Below are 22875 nucleotides of genomic sequence, written 5' to 3' on the forward strand. Positions count from 1 at the left end.
GGCCAGGAGCATACCGGCCTCGCACAGCGCCCCGAACAGCAGCTGCGCGCGGGCGGGCAGCCGCCCGTCCGCGGCCCCGCCCACGTCGCCGTCCGCGGCCCCGCCCGCGGACGTGGACCCGCCCGTGGACCCGTTCGACCTCCCGTCCGTGGGCCCGTTCGTGTTCGCGGTCGTGGCCTGGCGGAGGCCGGTGAGGAGGACGCGCAGGGTGTGGGCGTACTCGATCTCTCGGACGGTCTCCCAGCCCAGGACCGAGGGGGCGTCCAGGAGGACGATGCGGCGGAAGCGGGGGTCGAGGCAGTGCTCCAGGAACGCGCGGGCGCCGCGGCTGAGCGCCGCCCACGGGTCGCGTTCCTCGGCGGCGGCCCGCTCCAGCCGGGCGGCCACGTCGGCCAGCTCGGCGGTGAAGGCCGCCCGGAACAGCTCCGCCTTGCCGGCGAAGTGGTGGTACGCGGCGCCCTTGGTCATCCCGGCCGCGGCGGCGACGGCGTCGATCGTCGTGGCCGCGTAGCCGTCGGCGCCGAACAGATCACGCGCGGCGCGCACCAGCCGCGCCGTCGTCTCGTCCGAACGCTCTGCCTGGGTACGGCGGATCATCGTGCTCCCCATTGACTTGCATACTCGCGGTACGTAACTTCGAGCCTAGTTACGTACCGACAGTATGAATCATGGAGGTGGGTCATGTCTCCACCGCACATCGCCGTCTACGGCGCCACGGGCCACACCGGGCGCCTGGTCGCGACCGGGTTACGCGACCGCGGCCGGGACGTGATCCTGGCCGGCCGGGACGCCGGCGCCCTCAAGGCGCTGGCCGACGAGCTGGGCGGCGCCCCGGTCCACCAGGCGGCCCTCGACGATCAGGACGCGCTGCGCGAGCTGGCCGCACGGGCGTCCGTGGTGATCCACTGCGCGGGGCCGTTCACGCACACCGGCCGGCCCGTCGCCGAGGCGGCGGCCGGGGGCGGTTGCCACTACGTCGACCACGCGCTGGAGCAGCATCACACGGCCTGGATGTTCGACGCCATGGCCGAGCCCGCACGGCGGCAAGGGATCACCATGGTCACCGCGATGAGCTTCTACGGCGGCCTCGGCGACCTGCTCGCGGGCACCGTGGCCGCCGGCATGACGGACATCGAGCGGGTCGTCACCGCGTACGCGGTCAGCGGCTGGCGGCTCACCACGGGGGCCAGGAGGACGGCCGAGCTGCTGTTCGCCGACACGCGGCGCATCACGTACACCGACGGCGCCCGGCACGTCGGCTACGTCGAGCCGCGCAACGCCGTCTTCCCGTTCCCGCCGCCGCTCGGGCCGCGCACGATGATCGCGCCGGTGCCGTTCTCCGAGGTCGTCACGGTGCCGCGGCACGTGGCCGCGCGGCGGGTGGAGGCGCAGCTGACGGCGCACACGTTCGAGGAGGAGCAGGCGTTCACCAGCGAGCACGTGGACGCGGCCACCCGGGCGGACTCGGACTTCACGGTCGCCGTCCAGGTGATCACCGGGGACGGCGGCCGGGCGGGGCAGGCGAGCGGGCGCGACCTGTGGCGCATGAGCGCCGTGGCCTCCGTCGAGGCCGCCGTCCGCCTGGCCGACGGCGGCGGGCCCGGCCCCGGCGTGTACGGCCCGGCCGAGGCGTTCCCCGCCGAAGCCTTCCTGCGCGACCTGGAACGGCTCGGCCTGTTCACCCTCGCCCTTCCGGAGGACCGATGATCCTCGTCACGGGAGCGGCCGGCGGGCCGCAGGGATCGACCGGCCGGCACGTCGCCGGCCTGCTGCCGGCGCGCGGCGAGCAGGTGCGGGCGTTCGTGCGCACCGACGACCACCGCGCGGAGGAGCTGCGCAAGCTCGGCGCCGAGGTGGTCGTCGGCGACCTGCGCGAGATAGCCGACGTGCGCCCGGCGATGCGGGGCGTGCGGCGGGCGTTCTTCACCTATCCGGTGACGGCGGGCCTGCTGGACGCCGCGGCCGCGTTCGCGGCGGCGGCCCGCGAGGAAGGAGTGACCCGCGTCGTCGAGGTGTCGCAGCTCGACGCCTCCCCCGTGGCGGGCACGCCGCGCATGCGCCGGCACTGGGTGGCCGAGCAGGTCTTCGACCGGGCCGGGGTGGGCGCGGTGCACCTGCGGGCGGCGGTGTTCTTCGAGAACCTGGCCGTCGTGGTCGCGGCGGCGGGCCGGCTGGCCCTGCCGCTCGGCCCGGCGGACACCTGGATCCCGCTGGTCGCGGGCGAGGATGTGGCGAGGGTGGGCGCCGGGCTGCTGCTCGACCCCGCGCCGGCCGACCCGGTGTGCCTGGTGACCGGGCAGATGGCGACGGCCGGCGAGGCTGCGCGGGCGTTCGGGGTGCCGTACGAGGACGTGCCGCCGCAGGAATGGGAGGGGTGGGCGATGGAGGTGTACGGCGATCCGTACACGGTCGAGCATCTGACCCACCTGTGGGCGCTCTTCCGCTTCATCGGCTCCGGCGACCACCCGCTCTACCGGGTCACCGAGAGCATCGAACGTTACGGCGGCAGAGCGCCGCTGACGCTACGGGAATTCACCGGTGCATGAGAGAACCCCCGGCCGGGGGTACGGCCGGGGGTTCGTCACCTCAGGGGATCAGCCGGTGAAGCCGACCTCGGTGTAGTCGAGGTACTTGTAGCCGCGCGCGCCCCAGTTGGCGAGCGTCTTCTTCGTCGCCTGGATGTTGGGCCGCTGGTACAGCGGGATGGTGTGCACCATGTCCCAGATCAGCTTGTCGGCGGCGTTGGCGAGCTCGATGGCCTTGGCCGGGTCGGTCTCGGCCACGGCCGCGTCGATCGCGGCGTCGACCGCCGGGTCACTGGCCTTGGGGAAGTTGCTGTCGGAGCCGGTCTTGTAGATCTGCGCCAGCGAGCCGATCGGCAGCGGCGTGCCGATCCACGCGAACGGCGTGACGTCGAAGTCGCCCTTGATGATGTAGTCGTTGAAGAACTTGTCGAGCGGGACAGCCTGGATGTTGACCTTGATCCCGACTTCCTGCAGCATGGCCTGGGCCAGCTCACTCTCCGACTGCGACACCGGCGTGCCCGTCGGGATGACGAACCTCAGGCTGAGTTCCTTGCCGTCCTTCTTGCGGACCTGGCCGTCCAGCTTCCAGCCCGCCTGGTCGAGGAGCTGCTTGGCCTTCTCCGGGTTGTACTTGCCGAGGTCGCCGGAGTTGTCGACGTAGCCCTTGTGGTTGTTCATGAAGACGTGGTTGCCGAGCGTCTGCACCGGCCAGTCCATGTCCTTCAGCGAGGACTGCGCGATGGCGTCCCGGTTGATCGCGTACGCGACCGCCTGCCGGACGGTCTTGTCCTTCAGGAACTCGCTCTGGTTGTTGACCGTGAAGTGCCGCCAGTCCGGGCTGAGCGCCTTGCGGATGTCGGAGTTCGGCACCTCCTTGGCCCGCTTGAGCTCGGCCGGGGAGCCGGAGGGGATCTCGACCGCGTCGAGCTCGCCGTTGGCGAACGCGTTCACCTGCGCCTCGGGCGACTCGATGCCCCGGAAGATGATCTTGTCGAGCTTGGGCTTCCTGCCCCACCAGTTCTCGTCACGCGCGAGGGTCAGCGTCTTGGTGCCCTCGTCGATCTTCTCGACCTTGAAGGGGCCCGCGGTGACCGGGATCTTCTGCAGGTAGTCGTTGTCGAACTTCTCCGGCGTGTCGATGTGCTTGGCCGGGACGAGGTGGAAGGTGCCGCGGTTGAACAGGCCCTCCCACTCCGGGTACGGCTGGGAGAAGGTGATGACCGCGACCTTCTCCGAGTCGCCCTGCTCGACCGACTCGATCTGCTTCCAGCCGTCCGTGGAGGCCGGCTTGTACTTGTCGTTCGAGCCGTTGGCGGCCTTCCACGCCGCCTCGAGGTCCTTCCAGGTGATCGGCGTGCCGTCCGACCACTGGGCCTTGTCGTTGAGCGTGTAGGTGACGACCTGCTTGCCGTCCACCGTCTCGTTCTTGACGTCGGTGACGTAGTCGGGGTTCGGGGTGAACGTCGCGTTCTCGTCCGCCATCAGCAGCTGCGGCAGGATCGGGTCCAGCATGTCGGCCGTGTCGGCCTGGTTGCCGTCGACGTGGGCGGGGTTCCACTGCGAGGGCCACTGGCCGATCGCCAGCGTCAGCGTGCCGCCCTCCTTGACCTGCTCGTACGGGATGGGGTTGATGCTGATGGCAGGCGTCTGCGACATCGCCTGCTGGGCCTGCTGCGACTGCTCGGCGTTCGGCTGGTTTGTTTCGCCGCCACCTCCGCCGCACGCTGCGACGGCCAGGGCCAGGACCGCGATGCCCGCGGCCGCCCGGTAACGAACCTTCACTTTTCCTCCTGATCGTCCGAGGCCGTGATGACCTCGATCTCCTCCGCGTAATGGCAGGCGGCACCGTGGTCCACGGTGTTCGCCAGCCGAGCAACCGAGGGCTCTTCGTCCACGCACCGCCGCCGTTCGGCCTCGCTGAGGCGGGCGAACTTGGGGCAGCGCGTACGGAACCGGCAACCCGATGGCGGGTCGGCCGGGCTGGGCAGGTCTCCTTCGAGCAGGATCCGCTTGCGGCTGCGCTCCAGCTCCGGGTCGGGCAGCGGGATCGCCGACAGCAGCGCCTGCGTGTAGGGGTGGGCGGGGTGGTCGTAGACGTTCTCCACGGTGCCGATCTCGGCGATCTTCCCGAGGTACATCACGGCCACCCGGTCGGCCAGGTGCCTGACGACAGCCAGGTCGTGGGCGACGAAAAGGTACGACAACCCGAGGGTGTTCTTCAGTTCCTCCAGCAGGTTGATCACACCCGCCTGGATGGAGACGTCGAGCGCCGATACCGGCTCGTCCAGGACGACCAGCTTCGGCTCCAGCGCGAGCGCGCGGGCGATGCCGATGCGCTGCCGCTGGCCGCCGGAGAACTGCTGCGGGTAGCGCTCGGCGTGCTCGGGCGCGAGCCCGACCAGGTCCAGCAGCTCGGCGACCCGGGCCTGCACGTTCTTCCTGCCGTGGGCGCGCAGCGGCTCGGCGATGATGTCGCCGACCGGCATGCGCGGGTCGAGCGCGGCCATCGGGTCCTGGAAGACGATCTGCACGTCCCGGCGCAGCGCCCGGCGCGTCGCGGAGTCGATCTCGGCGCTGTCCTTGCCGAGCACGACGACCCGGCCGCCCTGCGGCGGCGCGAGCTGCATGATCTGCTGCAGCGTGGTCGTCTTGCCGCAGCCGGACTCGCCGACCAGGGCCAGCGTCTCGCCCTCGGCGATGTCGAAGCTGATGCCGTCGACCGCGTGCACCGTGCCGACGCGGCGCTTGAAGACGGCGCCCTTCATCAGCGGGTAGTGCCGGATCATGTCGTTCAGCTCCAGCACGGTGGGGCGCTCGGCGCGCGGCACGCGCACCACGTCGCTCGGCGGGATCATCGGCACGGGGAACACGTCGGCGCCGGTCAGGCCCTTGTGCTCGATCTCCTGCGCGCGGATGCAGGCGACGTGCCGTTCGCCGCCGAACGGCACGAGCGGCGGCTCCTCCTCGTCGCACAGGTCCACCTTCATGGGACAGCGCGGCGCGAACGGGCAGCCGGGCGGCAGCGACGCCGGCGAGGGCGGGTTGCCCTCGATCGGCACCAGCGCCCCCTCCTCGCCGTCGATCCTGGGGATCGAGGCGAGCAGCCCCATCGTGTACGGCATGCGCGGCCGGTAGTAGATGTCGTCCACCGACCCCTGCTCGACCGGCCGGCCCGCGTACATGACGAGCACCCGGTCGGCCATGCCGGCGATGACGCCGAGGTCGTGGGTGATCATCACGATGCCGGCGCCGGTCTCCTGCTGCGCGGTCTTGAGCACCTCCAGGACCTGCGCCTGGATGGTGACGTCGAGCGCGGTGGTGGGCTCGTCGCAGATCAGCAGGTCGGGGTCGTTGGCGATGGCCATGGCGATCATCGCGCGCTGCCGCATGCCGCCGGAGAACTCGTGCGGGAAGGCCTTGGCGCGCACGTCGGGGTGCGGGATGCCGACGAGGTCGAGCAGCTCCACGGCCCGCTTGGCGGCCTTGTCCTTGTTCATCTTCTGGTGCACGCGCACGGCCTCGGCGATCTGGTCGCCGATGGTGTAGACGGGCGTGAACGCCGACAACGGGTCCTGGAAGATCATGCTGATCGACTTGCCGCGGACCTTGATCAGCTCGTCTTCCTTCATGCCGATCAGCTCGCGGCCGTGCAGCTTCACCGAGCCGCTGACCACGGCGTTCCGGTGCAGCAGGCCCATGATCGCCAGCGAGGTGACCGACTTGCCCGAGCCCGACTCGCCGACGATGCCGAGCACCTCGCCGCGCTCGACCTCGTACGACACCCCGCGCACCGCCTGGATGCCGCCGGGGAAGGTGACGGTGAGGTCCTTGACCTCCAAGATGCTCACGAGTTGCTCCCGGGGTCGAGTGCGTCACGCAGGCCGTCGCCGATGAGGTTCACGCTGAGCACGAGGAGCACCAGGAGGCCCGCGGGGAAGGCGAACAGCCACGGATAGCCGCTGGCGTTGTCGGAGCCGCTCGCGATGAGCGTGCCGAGCGAGACGTCCGGCGGCTGGATGCCGAAGCCGAAGAAGGACAGCGCCGCCTCACCGATGATCGCCGCGGAGACGTTGAGCGTCGCGTCGATGATCAGCAGGGAGGACATGTTGGGCACGATGTGCCGGAAAATGATCTTCCAGCGCGGGATGCCCATGTAGACGGCGGCCTGGACGTACTCGCGCTCGCGCAGCGAGATCGTCATGCTGCGCACCACCCTGGAGGTGACCATCCAGGAGAACGCGGCCAGCAGCACCACGAACCACAGCCAGGAGGAGTCGGCCTTCAGCCGCGGCGAGACGATCGCGATGATGAGGAAGCTCGGCAGGACGAGGAGCAGCTCCACGCCCGACATCAGCAACCGGTCCACCCATCCGCCGAAATATCCGGCGAACGCTCCCACGATCGCGGCCAGCCCCGTCGAGATGACGGCGACCAGGAGCCCGATGACGATCGACTTCTGCATGCCGCGCAGGGTGATCGCGTACATGTCCTGGCCGATCGCCGTCGTGCCCCACCAGTGGTCGGGGCCGGGGGGCGACAGGAAGGACAGGAAGTCCTTCTCCGTCCACTCGTAGTTGCCGAAGAACGGGCCGATGTAGGCCAGCGCCACGAGGATGACCAGCGCGGCCAAGCCGTAGCGGGCCTGCCGGTTCTTGAGCAGGCGCCTGAGAACGACCTTCGAACGCATGTCAGCTCACCCGCACCCGGGGGTCGAGGGCCGCCACCAGCAGGTCCGACAGGAAGGCGGCGAACAGGACGCAGATCGCGGTGAAGAACGTCACCGCGGCGACGGAGTTGACGTCCTGGGCGTTGATGGCGTCGACCAGCCAGGCGCCCATGCCGTGCCAGGCGAAGATCTTCTCGGTGAAGATGGCTCCGGTGAACATCGTTCCGAACGCGAAGGCGAAGTACGTGGCGGACGGGATCAGCGCCGTGCGCAGCGCGTGCTTGGTGAGCGCGGTCCTGCGGCGCAGGCCCTTGGCCATGGCCGTGCGGACGAAGTCCTGGCCGAGCACGTCGAGCATCATGTTGCGCTGGATGCGGCTGTAGAAGGCGATCGAGCCCAGGCTGAGGGAGATGGTGGGCAGGATCAGGTGGTTCAGCCGGTTGAGGAACTGGTCCCAGCCCGAGAGTCTGGGGTTGTACTCGCCGGTGTACTCGATCAGCGTGAACCCCAGGCCCCGGTTGAGGTTGTAGGTGGCGATCGCGAGGAGAGTGGCCAGCACGAACACCGGGATCGCCATGATCACGAACGAGCTGACGCCTATTAACCGGTCACTGAGCTTGTACTGCCTGACCGCCGAGACCGCCCCCAGCGCCACCCCCACGGCGAAGCCGAGGACGGTGCCGATGAGCAGCAGCCTGAGGCTGACGAAGATCCGCCGGCCCATCTCGGCGTTGACGGAGCCGCCGTTCCAGGTCTTCCCGAAGTCGCCCGTGATGACGCCGGAGGCCCAGGTCGCGTACCGCTGCAGGACCGGGGTCTTGTCGTTGAGGTTGTAGGCGTCGAGGGTCTGGTCGATGACCGCCTCGGGGATGGGAGGTTGGCGTCCTTGGTATGTGGCCCGCGGGTTCATGGTGGTGGCCGCGAGCATGTACGCGAGGCTGGCCGCGAGGGCGACCAGGATCACGTTTATTGCCAACCTGCGGAGCAGGTACTTGCCCATTACTCTCCGTTCGCGCTGATCGGGCGCGAGCGTCCGCCTGGGGAGGCGGCGCCGCGACGTATACCCGCCTCGTCGTTTGAAATTCAACTGACGAGCAGGTGGCGATCAGGGCGAAAGAATATAAGCAAAAATATAACAGTCAGAAACGGCACCACATAACGGTCAGGTCACCACCAAAAGATCATCGGGACCTGTCCGATACCCGAGCGCAGCCCCATGACGTGCTCGAACACGTTCCGTAACGATCACTTCGCATGCCTCTCGACACCCTCTACGTCACAGAATCCGGACATATATTGACGCGTAGAGAAAGTGATGCACGTCATATCCCGAGACGCATGTCACCCCATATCGGCGAGCACGACGGCCACCTCCGAGTAGGACGCCAGGACGCCGGCCGCGTCGCCGAGCCGGTGGCGCTCCAGGCGGACGGCGCCGAGATGGCGGACCTCGTACACCAGGGACCGCCAGACCGCGGCCGGGGTGCGGTCCGGGGGCCCGTACGCCTCCCAGAACGCCACGCGCTCGTCCTGCTTGGCCGAGGCCAGGCGGATGGTCCAGTCGGCGGCCGGGTCGCCCCACCAGGTGCGGTCGAAGTCGAACACCCCGGTGATCGTGGGCTCGGGGGCGTCCGGGGCGAGCATGGTGTTGACCGTCCACAGGTCGCCGGTGAGCAGGCGGGGCTCGGCGATCTCGTCCAGGAGCTCGCGCCGCTCGGCGGCCAGGGCCGCGGCCCGGCGCACGTCGGCGGCGTCGAGTCCGGCCCCTTCCAGGTCGGCGGCGATCTGCGACAGCGACGCGGTGACCGCCTGGCCCCAGGTGGCGTACGCCGGGTTCGCCACGGGGCCGAACGCCGGGCCGCGCACGTCGTGGACGGCGCGGGTGATCTCGCCGAGCCGCCGGTAGAAGGACGTCCAGGACGCCCGCGGGTAGCCGGGCAGGCGCTCCGGGGCCGGGACGCCGTCGAGGAACGTCTGCACCATGTAGTCGCGGCCGATCAGCTCGTGCGACCAGTCGGCCGCGAGGACCCGCGGCATCAGCGGGGCGATCACCGACAGGTACGGCACGGTGGCGTACTCGTTGCGCATCAGCTCCCGCTCGGAGGCGAACTGGCGGGCCGGCTCGGGCGCGAACCGCAGCACGACCGGCCGCTCCAGCCCCTCGACGGTGACCCGGTAGGTGGTGTTGTAACTCCCCCAGCCGAGCTCGACGGCTGAGACCGCGTCCCGCCCGAGGACGCGACGGCAGATCCGCCGGATGTGCTCGGAGGTCACCGGCTGCTGGAACGCGCCGCCGTCGCGCGCGATTGTTCGCAGATCCACGCCGCCATCCTGCCGAACGCCCCCGGCGGCCCGCACGCCGCATCAACCGGTCAGCCCCCGAGCCGGTACGCGCGCCGCGCGGTGCCGGCGAAGACCTCGGCGCGCTCGTGCTCCGACAGCCCGGCGCACAACTCGTCGGCCGCCGCGGCGACCTGCTCGTACTCGGCGGCCAGCAGGCACACCGGCCAGTCGGAGCCGAACATCACCCGCTCGGGCCCGAACGCCTCCAGCACCACCTCTGCGTACGGTCGCAAATCGGCCACCCGCCAGGAGGCCCAGTCGGCCTCGGTGACCATGCCGGACAGCTTGCAGCAGACGTTGGGATGCGCGGCCAGCTCGCGGACCCGCGCGCGCCACGGCTCCAGCTCGCCGGAGGCGATCGGCGGCTTGGACAGGTGGTCGAGCACGAACGTCAGCTCGGGCAGCGCGGCCACCGTCTCGACGGCGGCGGGCAGCTGGTGCGGCAGCGTGAGCAGGTCGTAGGCCAGCCCGGCGGCGGCCACGGCGGCCAGGCCCCGGCGCACGTCGGGGCGGGTGAGCCAGGCCGGATCGGGCTCGGACTGCACGCCGTGGCGCACGCCCACGAGCCCGGCGGGCAGCGCGGCCAGCGTGTCGGCGGCGTCGGGCGCCGTCAGGTCGATCCAGCCGACCACCCCGGCGACCAGCTCCGACGCGGCGGCCAGGGCCAGGAACTCGCGCGTCTCATCGAGGTCGGGCAGCACCTGCACGAGCACCGTGCGGGTCACCCCGGCCGCGGCGGCGTGCCCGGCGAGATCGTCGAGGGTGAACGTGCGCCGTACGGGCGCCATCTCCTCGGGCTCCAGCCAGGCGTGCGGGCGGGCGAGCGGGTCCCAGACGTGGTGGTGGGCGTCGATGCGGTTCATGGGGGTTCCAGCTCCGTGCGGGTCGGTACGGCTCGGTCAGGATCTTGCCACGACCACGTCGGCGCGCCGGTGCCGGGCGACGCGGCCGGGGTGCGGCCGCTGATCACCGGGACGACGAGGCCGGCCGCGCCCCCGTACGGACGCCGTCGGGCGGATCCGTCATCGTGCGAGCACCGCGTGGAGTGCGACGGCGGCTTCGAGCAGGGCTCGGGAACGGGTGTCGATGCTGGCGTCCCTGGCGGCCAGCGTGCCGCGCACCTCCTCCCAGCGGTGGCCGCGGCGCAGCTGCGGCATCAGGGATCTGAGCGGAGCTATGCGGTAGCCGGCCATGCGCAGCTGGTGGACCACGCGCGCGTCGCGCACCTGGCCGGGTGAGTAGCGTCGCGGGCCTCGTACGGAGTCGCGGCCGGGGACGACGAGACCTTCCGCGTCCCAGTGCCGCAAGGTCGACGGGCGCACGCCGAGCGCGGCGGCGAGCTCGGCGATGCTCATCGTGTCCGAGGGGCGCACGGCGTCGATCGGTTCCGCGGTGATGGCCTCGGCGGCCTGCCTGGCCAGGGCGAGCTCACGGCGCTCGGTGTCGAGCCGGGCGTGTGCCGCGTCCAGGAGGGCGAGCGCCTCCGACGGCACATCCGACAGCGCGTCCGACGGCGCATCCGACGGCGCATCCGACAGCGCATCCGACAGCGGGCGCGCGTGCGCGGCGCGCAGGATCCGCTTGGCCTCGACCGGGCCCGTGCCGGCCGCGAGTGCGCGATAGGCCAGCACGGCCTGGACGTGCGGCTCGGCGTAGACGCGGTAACCGGTGGGCGTGCGTCCCACCGGGGGCAGCACACCGTCGCGCTCGAGATTGCGGATCTGCTGCACGGAGTACCCGGTCCGCCGTGCGATGTCGGCGGTGCGCATTCCTGGCGAGTTGCGGCTTCGCACGCTACGACCTCGGCTCTTTCGTGAAAAGTCTCCATAAGCGGTTGAATGGAATGCTAGAACGCATGGACGTTGACGAGATCATCAAGTTCCTCGACGGCCTCGGCGGGGTTCTCGTGCTCAGGCCGGGGCCCGGCGATGGTTCACCCGAGACCAGCTGGGGCGACGTGTTCGTCTACTACGCTCCCGACGGCGTCGTCCCGAAGACCCAGCCGTTCGCGACGATCGTGACGAAGGACTACCCCGGCGACGAGGGCTCGCGGCTGAACCGGCCGGACGCCTTCCGGCTGAACCTCTTCGCGGGCAAGGACGCCTTCGTGAGCTGGACCGGCCACGAGCCGCGCGACCCGGGCCCGGACGACGCCGATCCGAGCGTGGCGGACACCGTGATCGCGCACCCCGTCTACGGCGAACTCGGCTGGCTCGCCGTGGTGAACCCGGGCCCGCGCACGGAGGCGGCGGTCCGTGACCTGCTGCGCACGGCCCACCGCCTCGCCCGCGGCCGCTACGAACGGCGGGCCGCGGCGCGCTGACCGGCTCAGGACCGGCTCAGGACCGGCCGCTTGGAGCCGCGCGAACCCTTCATCCGGCCCGGGGACGCCGTTGGCCCCGGGCCGGAGTCCTTCCCGGCGCTTCAGGCGTCGAAGTGGCCGGTGTACATGTCCAGGAGCATTGCCTGGCCCTTGATCTGCGAGGTCACCTCGCGGCCCACGAACCCGCCGTAGTCGGGCAGGTAGCCGGCGCCGCCCTCCGGGCCCAGCGGGACGAGGATGACCGGCGGCCGCCGTTCGTAGTCCTGCTGCTCACCTTCGCCGGTGATCAGCGCGCGCAGGTTCGCCGCGAGCAGCTCGCCCTGGGCGCCGGCGAACCCGGCCATCTTGCGGTCGGCGTCGGCGATGTCGCCGACGGCGAACACCCGCTCGTGCCCGGCGACCCGCAGCCGCTCGTCCACCCGTACGTAGCCGCGCTCGTCGCGGGCGGCGGCGAGCGAGCCGCGCAGGTAGTCGGTGCGCGGCACGACGCCGAAGCAGCGGAACCAGACGTCGGCCGTCAGCTCCTCCCCCGCCTCCGTGACGACGCTGACAGGCCCGGCGACGGCGGGCGGCACGCTCGGCAGGCCGCGCAGCGCGGCGCCGAGCCGCAGCTCGACGCCCAGGTCGGCGAGCTGCTTGCGCAGCTCGACGCGGAGCTCGTCGTCGAACGGCCCCTGGAGGATGTCGGACGCCGCGTCGGCGAGGATCACGTGCTTGCCGGGGAACGTCGTCTTGATCTCCCCCGCCAGCTCCAGCCCGGCCGGCCCGGCCCCGAGGAGCAGCACGCGCTCCGAGCCGGCCAGCGCCTCGTGCGCGGCCCGCGCCCTGGCCCTGGCCGACCCGACGTCCGGCTCGTCGATCTTCGCCGGGAACGGGTACGACGACCCGGTCGCCAGCACCAGGTAGTCGGGCTCCAGGACCTGCCCGGAGGCGAGCCGCACGCGGCGGCCGTCGGCCTCCACGACGCTGTCCTGGACGAATCTGCCGCGCGCCAGCAGACGGCGGTAGGGCAGGAATATCCGCTCCAGCCACTCCGGCTCGACCAGCGCCCGCCACGCCGCGACGTTGTGCATGAACGTGTCGGTCTTGTCGACCAGCGTCACGTCCGCGACGTCGTCGAGGAGCTTGGCCACCTTGAAGCCGGCGTATCCGCCGCCGACCACCACGACGCTCGGCCGCGCGTTCTCGCTCATCACATCTCCAAGCAGGGGAACTAGGAAGGAAGGTGCGGCTAGGTTATTCGTACTTACTTCTAAAATCAAAGCAGCATCTGATCTGTTAGCTTGGAGGGATGGCGCCTACGCGACACGACCTGGAAAGCTGCGCCCGCGGCGACGCCGCCCTCACCCGGGCGTTCACCCTGCTCGGCAAGCGCTGGAACGGCCTGCTGCTGGGCAGCCTCGGCTCCGGCCCCGCGGGCTTTCGGGAGCTGTCGCGGGCCATCGGCGGCGTGAGCGACTCGGTGCTCTCCGACCGGCTGGCCGAGCTGTGCAAGGCGGGCCTGATCACCCGCCGCGTCGACGAGGGGCCGCCGGTGACGGTGTCGTACGAGTTGACGGAGGGCGGGCGGGCCCTCATTCCGGCGCTCCACCAGATCTCACGCTGGGCCGAAGAGCACCTGCCCGCGACCTGAGCCTGGGGCGGTTGGGGGTTGATCGTCCGATATGCGGTGTTACGTTGAGATTCGAGGCGTGCCCCGACACCTGCGAAGGACGTGGTTCCCGTGCTCTACCTCTTCGGCTTCGAGCGGATCGGCGTGGCCGTGAGTGACATCTACTTCGTCGACCCGGCCCCCTTGCCCGGCCAGGAGGGCGCCGAACGCGGCGTGCGGCTCGAGCTGCGCAGGCTGGAGCAGGGCGAGCTGAAGGGCTCCATCTACTCCGCCCGCCCGATCGGCATCGACCGGCCGATCTGGCGCGTCGACCTGCTGGAGTCCGTCGAGGGCACGCCGGGCAGCTTCGACCGCACCCACCACCACCCGGGCACGCGGGGGTGGGAGCCGGGGCGGCGGGTGTTCGACGAGCGGCTGTCGAAGGAGCCGCTGGCCTGGCTGGGGGAACGCCTCGCCGACCTCGAGGGCGTCCTCGACGAGGCGGGCGTCGCCCGCGACGAGGTGACCCCGGAGGACGTACGCGGCCTGCGCGAGCGCGCCCCCGAGATCGTCGAGACGGTCTCCCGCCTGCTGGACCAGGTGCGCGCCGCCTCCCCCGACGTGCCCGCCGGCGCCGAGTCGGCCACCAGCGTCCGCGCCAGCTGGCTCTGACCCCCTGACCCTCAGGGGGTCGCGGGGCGGCGGTGCAGGAGGCCGAACTTGGCCCACATGGCCTCCGCCGCCTCGATGGAGGCGCCCGTACGGGCCGGGTCGACGGCGGCGAGCTGGGCGACGAGGGCCTGGGCGACGGCCATCCCGGCGGTCAGCGACGGGAAGAACGCCTCCCCTTCGGCGGGCACCAGCACGACCTCCTCCGCCGCGTTCGCCAGCGCCGGGCTGGCCGCGTCCGTGATGGCGAACACCCGCGCGCCCCGCGACCCGGCCTCGTTGGCCGCCAGCACCGTGCTCTCGTACAGACGCCAGAAGCTGATCGCGATCAGCACGTCGCCGGCGGCGACGGTGGAGACCGTGTTCGCCAGTTCCGCGTCGCCCGACGTCACCGCCGCCACGGGATAGCCCGCCAGGCGGGCGTTGTGGGCGAGGGCGAGACCGACGGCGGCGTAGCTGCCGTCGGCGACGATGACGGTGCGCCGCGCCGCCGCGACGGCCTGCGCGATCGTGAGCAGCACGCGTTCGTCCATGCGCCGGTTGAGCAGCGCCAGGCTGTCGAGGTCGCGGCGCAGCGAGCGGGAGCTGGGCGAGCCGGTGCCCCGGTGCTCGGCGGCGACCTGCCCCGCGCTGAGCGAGGAGAGATAGCGGGCGCGCAGCTCCAGTTGCAGCGCCGGCCAACCCGCGAAGCCGAGCGCCTGCGCCGTACGGGTGACGGTCGCGACGTTGACGCCCGCGACCTGGGCCAGCTCCCCCGCCGACGCGAAGGACGCGCGGCGCGGCTGTGACAGCAGGAGCTCCACGACGACGGCGGCCTTGCCGCGCAGGCCGCGCTCGGGCAGCCGCTCACGCAGCCAGTCTTCGAAGCTGTCGGCGGCGCGCTCTGTCACCGTGATCCTCCCTCGGCCGGCACCATGCTACGCAGTTCGCCGCTATCATCAGCCTTCCTGCAATGACCATTGCATTCTTGACATTTCGCACTATATGTTGCTTCCCAGTCTCCCCGTAGGACCTGGGAAGGTGCGTCCATGTCCTTGTTGGCCCGTCTCGATCGGCTCCCGCTGAGCCGCCCCCACTATGTCCTCCTGCTGATCGGCGGGCTCGGCTACACCTTCGACGGCATGGACTCGGCGGTGGTCGCGTTCCTGTTGCCGAGCGCGCAGGACGCCTGGAGCCTGTCCGATGGCCAGCTCGGCTTCATCGGGTCCGCGACGCCGTTCGGGTTCCTGTTCGGCGCGACCGTGGCGGGCCTGCTCGGCGACCGCATCGGCCGCAAAAAAGTGATGATGTACGCGCTCGCCTTCTACGCCGTCTTCTCCGTGGTGGCCGCGTTCGCGCCCTCCTACGAGGTGTTCCTGGTGGCGCGCGTGCTGGCCGGGGCCGGCGCGGGCGCGGAGAGCGCGATCATCGCGCCGTTCCTGTCGGAGTTCGTGCCGGCCGACCGGCGTGGGTGGTTCATCGGCGCGCTGGCCGGGTTCTTCTCGTTCGGGTTCGTGATGGCCGCGCTGATCGGGCGCTTCGTGGTGCCCACGTTCGACGACGGCTGGCGGATCGCGCAGGTGATCACCGCGCTGCCGATCCTCATGCTGCTGTGGTGGCGGCGCTCACTGCCGGAGTCGCCGCGCTACCTGCTGCATCAGGGCCGTACGGCCGAGGCCGAGGCGGTGGTCGCCGACCTGGAACGCCGCGTCGAGCGGGCCACCGGCGCGCCGCTGCCCCCGGTGCCCGAGACCGCCGTCGCCCCTTCGGCCGCTCCTTCGGAGACGGCCCGCAAGGTGAACCTGCTGACCGCGCTGCGCTTCCTGTGGAGCCCCGCCATGGCCAAGCGCACCGGGGTGATCTGGCTGGTGTGGTTCGTGATCACGTTCTCGTACTACGGGTTCTTCTCGTGGATCCCGACGCTGCTGGTCAACCGCGGCATCACCGTCACCAAGAGCTTCGAGTTCTCGATCATCATCTACCTCGCCCAGATCCCCGGCTACTTCTCCGCCGCCTGGTTGTCGGAGCGGCTGGACCGCAAGAACACCATCGCCCTCTACCTGGCGGGCTCGGCGGTCAGCGCGTTCTGGCTGTCGCAGATGGACTCGCCCGTCTCCATCACGGTCGCGGGCGCGGTGCTGTCGTTCTTCCTGAACGGCACGTACGCAGGCGTCTACTCCTACACCCCCGAGGTGTTCCCCACCTGGATCCGCGCCACGGGCACCGGGCTGTCGAGCGCCTTCGGCCGGGTCGGCAGCATCCTCGCCCCGACGATCATCGGGTTCTCCGCGGCGAGCCTCGGGTTCGCGGGCGTGTTCGGCCTGACGACCGCGGTGCTGGTGGCCGGGGTGGTGTGTGTGATCGTTTTCGGCCTGGCCACGGCCGGGCAATCCCTTGAAGAGCTGACCGAACCCCCCGTGCAGGAGGCCACCAGGTGACCACGTTGACCCAGCTGGAGGAGAGGGTGCGCAGGGAGGTGGGCGTGCGGCTGTTCACCGTGCTCGCCTGGGTGCCGGAACGGCGGGCGCTGCGCCGGGTGCACAGCAGCCACCCCGAGCAGTATCCGGTGGGCGGTGAGAAGACCGTCGAGGTCGCCCAGGGGTGGCTGGCCACGTGTGTCGAGGGGCGGCGGCCGTACCTCGGCAAGGACCGGGCCGCCGTGCGGGAGATCTTCGCCGACCACGAGCTGATCGAGAGCCTCGGCTGCGGCGCCGTCGTCAACGTGCCGGTCGTGGACGGGGACGAGGTGGTCGGCGTGCTCAACCTGCTCGACGCCGAGGGCCGCTACGACGAGAGCTCGGTGGCGGCGGCGCAGGCCCTGGCCGGCGAGGCCGCCGCCGCACTGCGCGAAGACGCCACCACGGCACAGCGCGAAGGCGCCGCCCGGGCGCGGCGCGGAGGTGCCGCATGAGTCTGCTGCTGCGCAACGCGATGCTGCTCGACGTGGCGACCGGCGAATACACCGAAGGCGACCTGCGCTGCGCCGACGGTCGCATCGCCGAGACCGGGACGAACCTGCGCGCCCCCGACGGCACGCGGGTGCTCGACCTCGCGGGCGCCCGGGTCGTGCCCGGCCTGATCGACGCCCACGTGCACGTCACCGCCTCGACCGCGGACCTCGGCGCGCTGCGCACGATGTCGCCGTCGTACGTCACCGCGCACGCCGCCCGCATCATGGGCGGCATGCTGGACCGGGGCTTCACCACCGTCCGTGACAACTCCGGCGCCGACTTCGGGCTGGCCGACGCGCAGGCCGAGGGCCTCGTCCGGGGGCCGCGGCTGCTGTTCTGCGGCAAGGGGCTGAGCCAGACCGGCGGCCACTCCGACTTCCGCGGCCGGGGCGAGCAGCACGTCGACGACCACCCGTGCTGCGCGGGCATCGGACGGGTCGCCGACGGCGTCGACGCCGTGCGCGCCGCGGCCCGCGACGAGCTGCGCAAGGGCGCCACCCACGTCAAGGTGATGGCCTCCGGCGGCGTGGCCTCCCCCACCGACCGCATCGACTCGACCCAGTACTCCATGGACGAGCTGCGCGCCATCGTGGCCGAGGCCGAGGCCGCCAACCGGTACGTCGCCGCCCACGCCTACACCGCGCGGGCCGTCAACCGGGCGCTCGAAGCGGGCGTGCGCTCGATCGAGCACGGGAACCTGATCGACGACACGAGCGTCGAGCTGTTCCGGCGCCACGACGCGTTCCTGGTGCCGACGCTGGTGACGTACTGGGCGCTGAAGGAGGAGGGGCGGGCGTTCGGGCTGTCGGAGGGCAGCTGGCGCAAGGTGGACGAGGTGCTGGAGGCCGGGCTGACGGCGCTGGAGCGGGCCGCGCGCGGCGGCGTGCGACTGGCGTTCGGGACCGACCTGCTCGGCGGCATGCACCGTCACCAGAGCCACGAGTTCCGCCTCCGCGCCGAGGTGCAGCGACCTCTCGACGTGCTCCGCGCGGCCACGTGCGGCGCCGCCGAGCTGCTGGGGATGACCGGCGAGATCGGCACCCTCGAGGTCGGCGCCCACGCCGACCTCCTCGTCCTCGACGGCGACCCGCTGGAGGACGCCGGCGTCCCCGCCGACCCCAAGCACCTCCGCCACGTCGTGCAGGCCGGCATCATCACCTGACCCGCCCTCCGGTGCGGTGCGAGGGCGGGGTGCGTAGCGTGGGCGGGGTGACGACGCTGACGCGCACCGCCCTCGTGGTCGTCGTGGTGCTGGTTCTGCTGCTCGGGCTGCTCTGGGTGTTTCAGCGGCGGCTCATCTACCTGCCGGACCGGGGCGCGGTGCCGCCGGCCGCGTCGGTGATCCCGGGCGCGCGGGACGTGTCGTTCACGACGCGTGACGGTCTGCGCCTCGCGGCCTGGTACGTGCCCGGCCGCCACGACGTGACCGTCCTGGTGATGGGCGGCAACGCGGGCAACCGGCTGCACCGGGCGCCGCTGGCCCGCGCCCTGGCGGAGCAGGGGCTGCCGGTGCTGCTGATGGACTACCGCGGCTACGGCGGCAACCCGGGCAGCCCCACCGAGGAGGGCCTGTACCTCGACGCGCTCGCCGCCCGGGCGTTCGTCGGCGGCCCGCGCGTCGTCTACTTCGGCGAGAGCCTCGGCGGGGCGGTCGCGACGCGGCTCGCGCTGGAGCACCCGCCCGCCGGGCTGGTGCTGCGCTCGCCGTTCACCGACCTGGCCGACGCCGGCCAGGTCAACTACCCCTTCCTTCCGGTACGCGCGCTGCTGCGCGACCGCTTCCCCGTCGTCCCCGACATCGGCCGGGTGCGGGCGCCGGTCGTGGTCGTGTACGGCGCCCGCGACACGATCGTGCCCCCGCGCCTGAGCCGGGCGGTCGCCGAGGCGGCCGGGGCGACGGCCGTGGAGATCGCCGGAGCCGGGCACAACGACCTGGTCATGCTGAACGGCCGCGAGCTGGTCGACGCGGTGGTGGAGCTGGCCGGACGCGGATCGCGGTAGCGGGCCCGGCCTGTCCGCGGTGCCCGCACCGTCGTAGGATCCGCGGCGTGAGACCCTTACACGTCGCCGCCGGCGTGGCCGTGGCGGTGGTGCTGGCAGGCTCGGCGGTCCTGGTTCCACGACTCGTCTCCGGCGCGGAGCCGGCCAGGGATCACCTGGCCGTGGCCGCCGTACGCCCCAGCGTGCTGGTCGACGTCCAGGGGGCGGTCATCGAGGAGTTCACCGGCGACTGCGCGGCAAGCCGGAACGCGTACCTGTGCGAGCGGGTGCGGGCCGAGCTGTCGGCGAGCGACGCGACCCTGGTGCGGCGCGGCGACCTGACGATCAGGACGGCGATCGACCCGCGCGTGCAGCGGGCCGTCGAACAGGCCGTCGAGCGGCACGTCGATCCGGGCGACGAGCCGGTGGCCGCCCAGGCCGTGATCGCGCCCGGCACCGGCGAGATCAAGGCGCTGGCGACCCGCGGCGGTCACCCCGGCGGAGCCCACCACTCCAGCGGCGTCCAGCAGGGGACCAGCGCGATGGTCTATCCGCTGGCCGCCGCCCTGGAAAGCGGCATGCGCCTCGACGACGGCCTGTCCACCGGCGACGGCTATCAGGCGCCGGCGTACGCGTCGTTCAAGAACTGCGCGGGCGAGAGCGTCGGCGACCCCACCCACACCGTCGTCAACCGGACGGACGACGGTGCGGCCTTCACCACCCTCCGCTCCGGCACGGTCGCCGCCGAGAACACGTTCTTCATGAAGCTGACCGAGACGGTCGGGTTGTGCGAGAGCGTGAAGATGGCCCAGCGGCTCGGGCTCGCGCGCGCCGACGGCGCGCCGCTGCAGGAGTACGAGACGTTCGCGCTCGGCGTCAACGAGGTGGACGCAGTCGCGGTCGCCTCCTCCTACGCCACTCTGGCCGCCCGCGGCCGGCACTGCGCGCCGCGCGTGGTCACCGAGGTCATCGCCGACGGAGGCGTCGTCCGGGCCTTCCCGCCGGCCTGCGAGCAGGAGCTGGAGGCGCCGGTCGCGGACGCCGTGACCGCGGTGCTGGCGCAGGCCCTGGCGGCGAGCCCGCTCGAGGGCCTCGGCCGCGACGCGGCGGGCATGGACGGCACGGCCGACGCCTTCACCGCGGCGGGCTACGCCGGCTACACGCCCGACCTCGCCTCGGCCGTCAGCCTCGGCTTCCCGTCCGGCGGCGTCCGCCGCACCCTGACCGACGTCACCATCGGCGGCCGCCGCCACCAGGAGGTCTCGGGCACGGACGTCGCCGGCGCGATCTGGAAGGAGTCGATGCGCGCCGCCCTGGCCGGCACCCCGGAAACCCCGTTCACCGCCCTCGACGAGACCCGCTTCGGCGGCTGCCGCAAAGCCTGCCCGCCCGGCTGATCAGGTCAGGCGGTCGAGGGGCCCGGGGGCCTGCGCGGCCCGGATCTGGTCGGCGTAGAACCGCAGCAGTACGGCAGGCCCTCGCGCGGGGCAGCGGCCGTCAGACGCCTGGAGGCGGCGGCATGAGCCTCAGTCGTCCAGGAGGTCGCGGACCCACTCCGCGTCCTGGCCGAGGGACGGGGGCCGGTGTCGGTAGGTGGGCGGGGTGGCGCTGAGGCGGAGCGGGTTGGCGACCTGGCCGACGCCGTCGAGCCGTACGGCGGGCTCCAGGCCGAGCCGCTCGGCCAGGGCGAACGCGGCGGCCAGGTCGTTGATGGGCCCGCACGGCACCCCGGCGGCGGTGAGCCGCTCGAACCAGTCGTCGGCGCTCCGCGTGGCCAGGGCGGCGTTCAGGTCGGCGACGAGCGGCTCGCGGGCGGCCACCCGGCCGGCGTTGGTGGCGTAGCGGTCGTCGTCGGCCAGGTCCGGCCGGTCGAGGGCGAGGCACAGGGCGCGGAAGAGGCCGTCGTTGCCCGCCGCGATGACGATCGGCCGGTCGGCCGCCTGGAACACCTCGTACGGGACGATGCTGGGGTGCCGGTTGCCCATCGCGCGGGGCACGACCCCGGCGGCGGCGTAGGAGGAGGCGTGGTTGGTGAGCGCGGAGAGCACCGACGACAGCAGCGAGACCTCGACGTGCTGGCCCTCACCGGTGACGTCGCGGTGGCGCAGGGCGGCCAGGATGCCGAACCCGGCGTGCAGGCCGGTGATGACGTCGGCCACCGCGACGCCCGCCTTCATGCCGGGCCCGCCGGGCTCGCCGGTGATGCTCATGAGCCCGCCGGCGGCCTGCGCGATGAGGTCGTACCCGGGCAGGTGGGCGCCCTCGCCGGAGCCGAAGCCGGTGATCGAGCAGTACACCAGCCCCGGGTTGAGCTTCCGCAGCGCGTCGTAACCGAGGCCGAGGCGGTCCATCGTGCCGGGCTTGAAGTTCTCCACGAGCACGTCGGCCCGGGCGGCCAGGGCGCGGGCGACCTCCGTGTCGGCCCGCAGGTCGAGAGCGATCGAGCGTTTGTTGCGGTTGACGCCGAGGAAGTACGTGGCCTCCCCGTCGGCGTACGGCGGCCCCCAGGCGCGGGTGTCGTCGCCGGCGCCGGGCCGTTCGACCTTGACCACCTCCGCCCCGAGGTCGGCCAGCAGCATCGTGCAGTACGGCCCCGCCAGCACCCGGCTGAAGTCGGCCACCAGCAGCCCCGACAGCGCCCCGCTCACACGCACCACCTCGCGACCACCCTACGCACGCGGCGAGACCCCGCACGCACGCGGGTCAGAACGTCTGCCACGTCGCCTCGGTGACCCGGCAGGGCCCGCCGTGGTGCACCCGCAGCCGCCCGGCCGTCACGTCGAGGCCGATCGTGGCCACCGTCTCCCACCGCTGGTTGATCGGCTGCGTGAGGTCGGGGTGGGCGCAGACGGGGGCGTCGTCGGGGCCGTGGCTGAGCATGGCGTGCGCCCGCGCGGTCAGGTCGGCGCGGCTCAGCCCCGCCACGTTCGCGCGCAGGTGCCGCTGCCGGTCGTACGTGCCGGGCCGGTCGGAGGCGTGCCGCTCCCCGGGCGCGAGGACGGGGTCGAGGAAGTGGTTGCAGTGCAGCAGCACGCCGTCGGGGCCGGGCGGGATGACGGCGACGCCGGCCGGGGAGATCTCGACGGACGCCGCCTCCGACGCGGTCACGACGGTGATCACGGTCGACGCGGAGACCTCGGCCGACCGCGCGATGCCGGCCGCCTCCTCCACCGTGGCGGCCTCCTCGAGGATCCGGCGGGCGATCAGGTGCACGGGCACGCCCACGTCGCCGGTGTCGGAGCGGTGGCGCAGGATGTTGAAGTGCACGCCGAGCCCGGCCGTGTTGACGCCGATCTTGGCCAGTGACCCCGCCTCGGTGAACGTGCGCACCACGTGGCCGGGGCGCGGCTCGAGCTCCCACAGGACGGGGGCGTCGCGCAGGTGGTCGTGCCAGTCCCAGGTCTGCACCGTGCGCGCCGGGGCCGCGTCGGGCAGCACGACGGAGGTCGAGCACTCGCCCTCGCCGGCGATGGCGCCGGTGGTCGCGTCGATGGCGGCCAGGATCTCGGTGCGGGCGTTCACCGCGGCGACCTGCCAGGGTTCGAGCCCGGCGCCGGCGGCGATCCCGGCGATCTCGTCCGCCAGGCCGGGCGCCCAGGCGGCGCTCCGGTCGAGCGCGCGCTCGGCCCACGCGCGCACCTGGTCGCCGGTCGCGCCGGCGACGGTGAACAGGTCGGTGTAGCCGGACAGGTTGGCGAGGATCCTCGGTCGCAGGCGGGTGCCGAACTCCTTGCCACGGGCGCTCGGCTCGATCTGACTGGAGGAGAAAACGGGAAATGTCATGATCTGTCCATCATCTCAGCGCGCCGCGCGGCGGTTACCGGCACCGGAGAGCAAGGCCTCTACCC

22 protein-coding genes are annotated in these 22875 nt (G+C 72.1%); 10 read left to right on the top strand and 12 right to left on the bottom strand.

Annotated features, from left to right (window positions below; all coding sequences use genetic code 11):
* Positions 1-597, bottom strand: a 597-nt coding sequence (locus C1J01_RS09825; RefSeq protein WP_111178322.1) for a TetR/AcrR family transcriptional regulator, incomplete at its 3' end; no start/stop codon positions are given.
* Positions 598-681: 84 nt separating this feature from the next.
* Between C1J01_RS09825 and C1J01_RS09830 the strand changes: the two genes are divergently transcribed.
* Entirely contained in the window at positions 682-1707 is a 1026-nt protein-coding gene (locus C1J01_RS09830) for a saccharopine dehydrogenase NADP-binding domain-containing protein (protein WP_111178325.1), read from the top strand.
* Positions 1704-2546, top strand: a complete 843-nt coding sequence (locus tag C1J01_RS09835; RefSeq protein WP_111178328.1) for an NAD(P)H-binding protein — start codon at positions 1704-1706, stop codon at positions 2544-2546. The genes C1J01_RS09830 and C1J01_RS09835 overlap by 4 nt, the downstream gene beginning before the upstream one ends.
* A 48-nt stretch (positions 2547-2594) precedes the next feature.
* Here the strand turns inward: C1J01_RS09835 and C1J01_RS09840 are convergent, their stop codons facing one another.
* From C1J01_RS09840 to C1J01_RS09870, 7 genes are all read right to left on the bottom strand, one after another.
* On the bottom strand, positions 2595-4307 hold the full coding sequence (locus C1J01_RS09840; protein WP_111178331.1) for an ABC transporter family substrate-binding protein: 1713 nt from the start codon (positions 4305-4307) through the stop codon (positions 2595-2597).
* On the bottom strand, positions 4304-6373 hold the full coding sequence (locus C1J01_RS09845; RefSeq protein WP_111178334.1) for an ABC transporter ATP-binding protein: 2070 nt from the start codon (positions 6371-6373) through the stop codon (positions 4304-4306). Before C1J01_RS09845 ends, C1J01_RS09840 begins: the two co-directional genes overlap by 4 nt.
* A complete protein-coding gene (locus C1J01_RS09850; protein ID WP_111178337.1) occupies positions 6370-7212 on the bottom strand; it encodes an ABC transporter permease in 843 nt (280 codons plus the stop codon). Before C1J01_RS09850 ends, C1J01_RS09845 begins: the two co-directional genes overlap by 4 nt.
* A 1-nt stretch (position 7213) precedes the next feature.
* Complete coding sequence (locus C1J01_RS09855; RefSeq protein ID WP_111178340.1) at positions 7214-8191, bottom strand: ABC transporter permease; 978 nt, start codon at positions 8189-8191, stop codon at positions 7214-7216.
* Between the two features lie 341 nt (positions 8192-8532).
* Positions 8533-9513: a phosphotransferase family protein gene (locus tag C1J01_RS09860; protein WP_111178342.1), complete on the bottom strand. Its 981-nt coding sequence runs from the start codon at positions 9511-9513 to the stop codon at positions 8533-8535.
* Positions 9514-9563: 50 nt separating this feature from the next.
* The gene (locus tag C1J01_RS09865; protein WP_111178345.1) at positions 9564-10397 is read right to left on the bottom strand and encodes an amidohydrolase family protein; all 834 of its coding nucleotides are present in this window, start codon (positions 10395-10397) and stop codon (positions 9564-9566) included.
* Between the two features lie 159 nt (positions 10398-10556).
* Positions 10557-11327 carry a MerR family transcriptional regulator gene (locus C1J01_RS09870; protein WP_235854352.1) on the bottom strand — a complete coding sequence of 257 codons (771 nt, stop codon included), beginning with the start codon at positions 11325-11327 and terminating at the stop codon, positions 10557-10559.
* 62 nt (positions 11328-11389) lie between these two features.
* Between C1J01_RS09870 and C1J01_RS09875 the strand changes: the two genes are divergently transcribed.
* Positions 11390-11857, top strand: coding sequence for a DUF6194 family protein (locus C1J01_RS09875; RefSeq protein WP_111178351.1), 468 nt, complete (start codon positions 11390-11392; stop codon positions 11855-11857).
* Positions 11858-11958: 101 nt separating this feature from the next.
* Here C1J01_RS09875 and C1J01_RS09880 read toward each other — a convergent pair whose 3' ends face one another.
* The gene (locus C1J01_RS09880; protein ID WP_111178353.1) at positions 11959-13050 is read right to left on the bottom strand and encodes an NAD(P)/FAD-dependent oxidoreductase; all 1092 of its coding nucleotides are present in this window, start codon (positions 13048-13050) and stop codon (positions 11959-11961) included.
* A 98-nt stretch (positions 13051-13148) separates the two neighbouring features.
* Here C1J01_RS09880 and C1J01_RS09885 point away from each other — a divergent pair, with 98 nt between their 5' ends.
* A complete protein-coding gene (locus C1J01_RS09885; RefSeq protein WP_111178356.1) occupies positions 13149-13490 on the top strand; it encodes a winged helix-turn-helix transcriptional regulator in 342 nt (113 codons plus the stop codon).
* 90 nt (positions 13491-13580) lie between these two features.
* A complete protein-coding gene (locus C1J01_RS09890) occupies positions 13581-14120 on the top strand; it encodes a hypothetical protein (RefSeq protein ID WP_111178358.1) in 540 nt (179 codons plus the stop codon).
* Positions 14121-14131: 11 nt separating this feature from the next.
* On the opposite strand, the gene C1J01_RS09895 is transcribed toward C1J01_RS09890, so the two are convergent.
* A complete protein-coding gene (locus C1J01_RS09895) occupies positions 14132-15007 on the bottom strand; it encodes a MurR/RpiR family transcriptional regulator (protein ID WP_111178361.1) in 876 nt (291 codons plus the stop codon).
* 138 nt (positions 15008-15145) lie between these two features.
* Here C1J01_RS09895 and C1J01_RS09900 point away from each other — a divergent pair, with 138 nt between their 5' ends.
* From C1J01_RS09900 to C1J01_RS09920, 5 genes are read left to right on the top strand one after another with little or no spacing between them, the layout of a single operon-like run.
* Positions 15146-16534 carry an MFS transporter gene (locus C1J01_RS09900; RefSeq protein WP_111178364.1) on the top strand — a complete coding sequence of 463 codons (1389 nt, stop codon included), beginning with the start codon at positions 15146-15148 and terminating at the stop codon, positions 16532-16534.
* Positions 16531-17007, top strand: a complete 477-nt coding sequence (locus tag C1J01_RS09905) for a GAF domain-containing protein (RefSeq protein ID WP_111178367.1) — start codon at positions 16531-16533, stop codon at positions 17005-17007. The genes C1J01_RS09900 and C1J01_RS09905 overlap by 4 nt, the downstream gene beginning before the upstream one ends.
* Positions 17004-18209: a metal-dependent hydrolase family protein gene (locus C1J01_RS09910; protein WP_111178370.1), complete on the top strand. Its 1206-nt coding sequence runs from the start codon at positions 17004-17006 to the stop codon at positions 18207-18209. Before C1J01_RS09905 ends, C1J01_RS09910 begins: the two co-directional genes overlap by 4 nt.
* 47 nt (positions 18210-18256) lie before the next feature.
* Entirely contained in the window at positions 18257-19048 is a 792-nt protein-coding gene (locus C1J01_RS09915) for an alpha/beta hydrolase (protein WP_220039825.1), read from the top strand.
* A 47-nt stretch (positions 19049-19095) separates the two neighbouring features.
* A complete protein-coding gene (locus C1J01_RS09920; protein WP_146615531.1) occupies positions 19096-20424 on the top strand; it encodes a PBP1A family penicillin-binding protein in 1329 nt (442 codons plus the stop codon).
* A 129-nt stretch (positions 20425-20553) separates the two neighbouring features.
* On the opposite strand, the gene C1J01_RS09925 is transcribed toward C1J01_RS09920, so the two are convergent.
* Both C1J01_RS09925 and C1J01_RS09930 read right to left on the bottom strand, forming a co-directional pair.
* Positions 20554-21675 (bottom strand): CaiB/BaiF CoA transferase family protein, encoded by a 1122-nt coding sequence (locus C1J01_RS09925; RefSeq protein WP_235854353.1) that lies wholly within the window; start codon positions 21673-21675, stop codon positions 20554-20556.
* A gap of 55 nt (positions 21676-21730) precedes the next feature.
* Positions 21731-22810, bottom strand: coding sequence for a C45 family autoproteolytic acyltransferase/hydrolase (locus tag C1J01_RS09930; protein ID WP_111178378.1), 1080 nt, complete (start codon positions 22808-22810; stop codon positions 21731-21733).
* Positions 22811-22875 lie beyond the last annotated feature (65 nt).

This window comes from Nonomuraea aridisoli (assembly GCF_003236395.1).
Taxonomy (GTDB): Bacteria; Actinomycetota; Actinomycetes; order Streptosporangiales; family Streptosporangiaceae; genus Nonomuraea; species Nonomuraea aridisoli.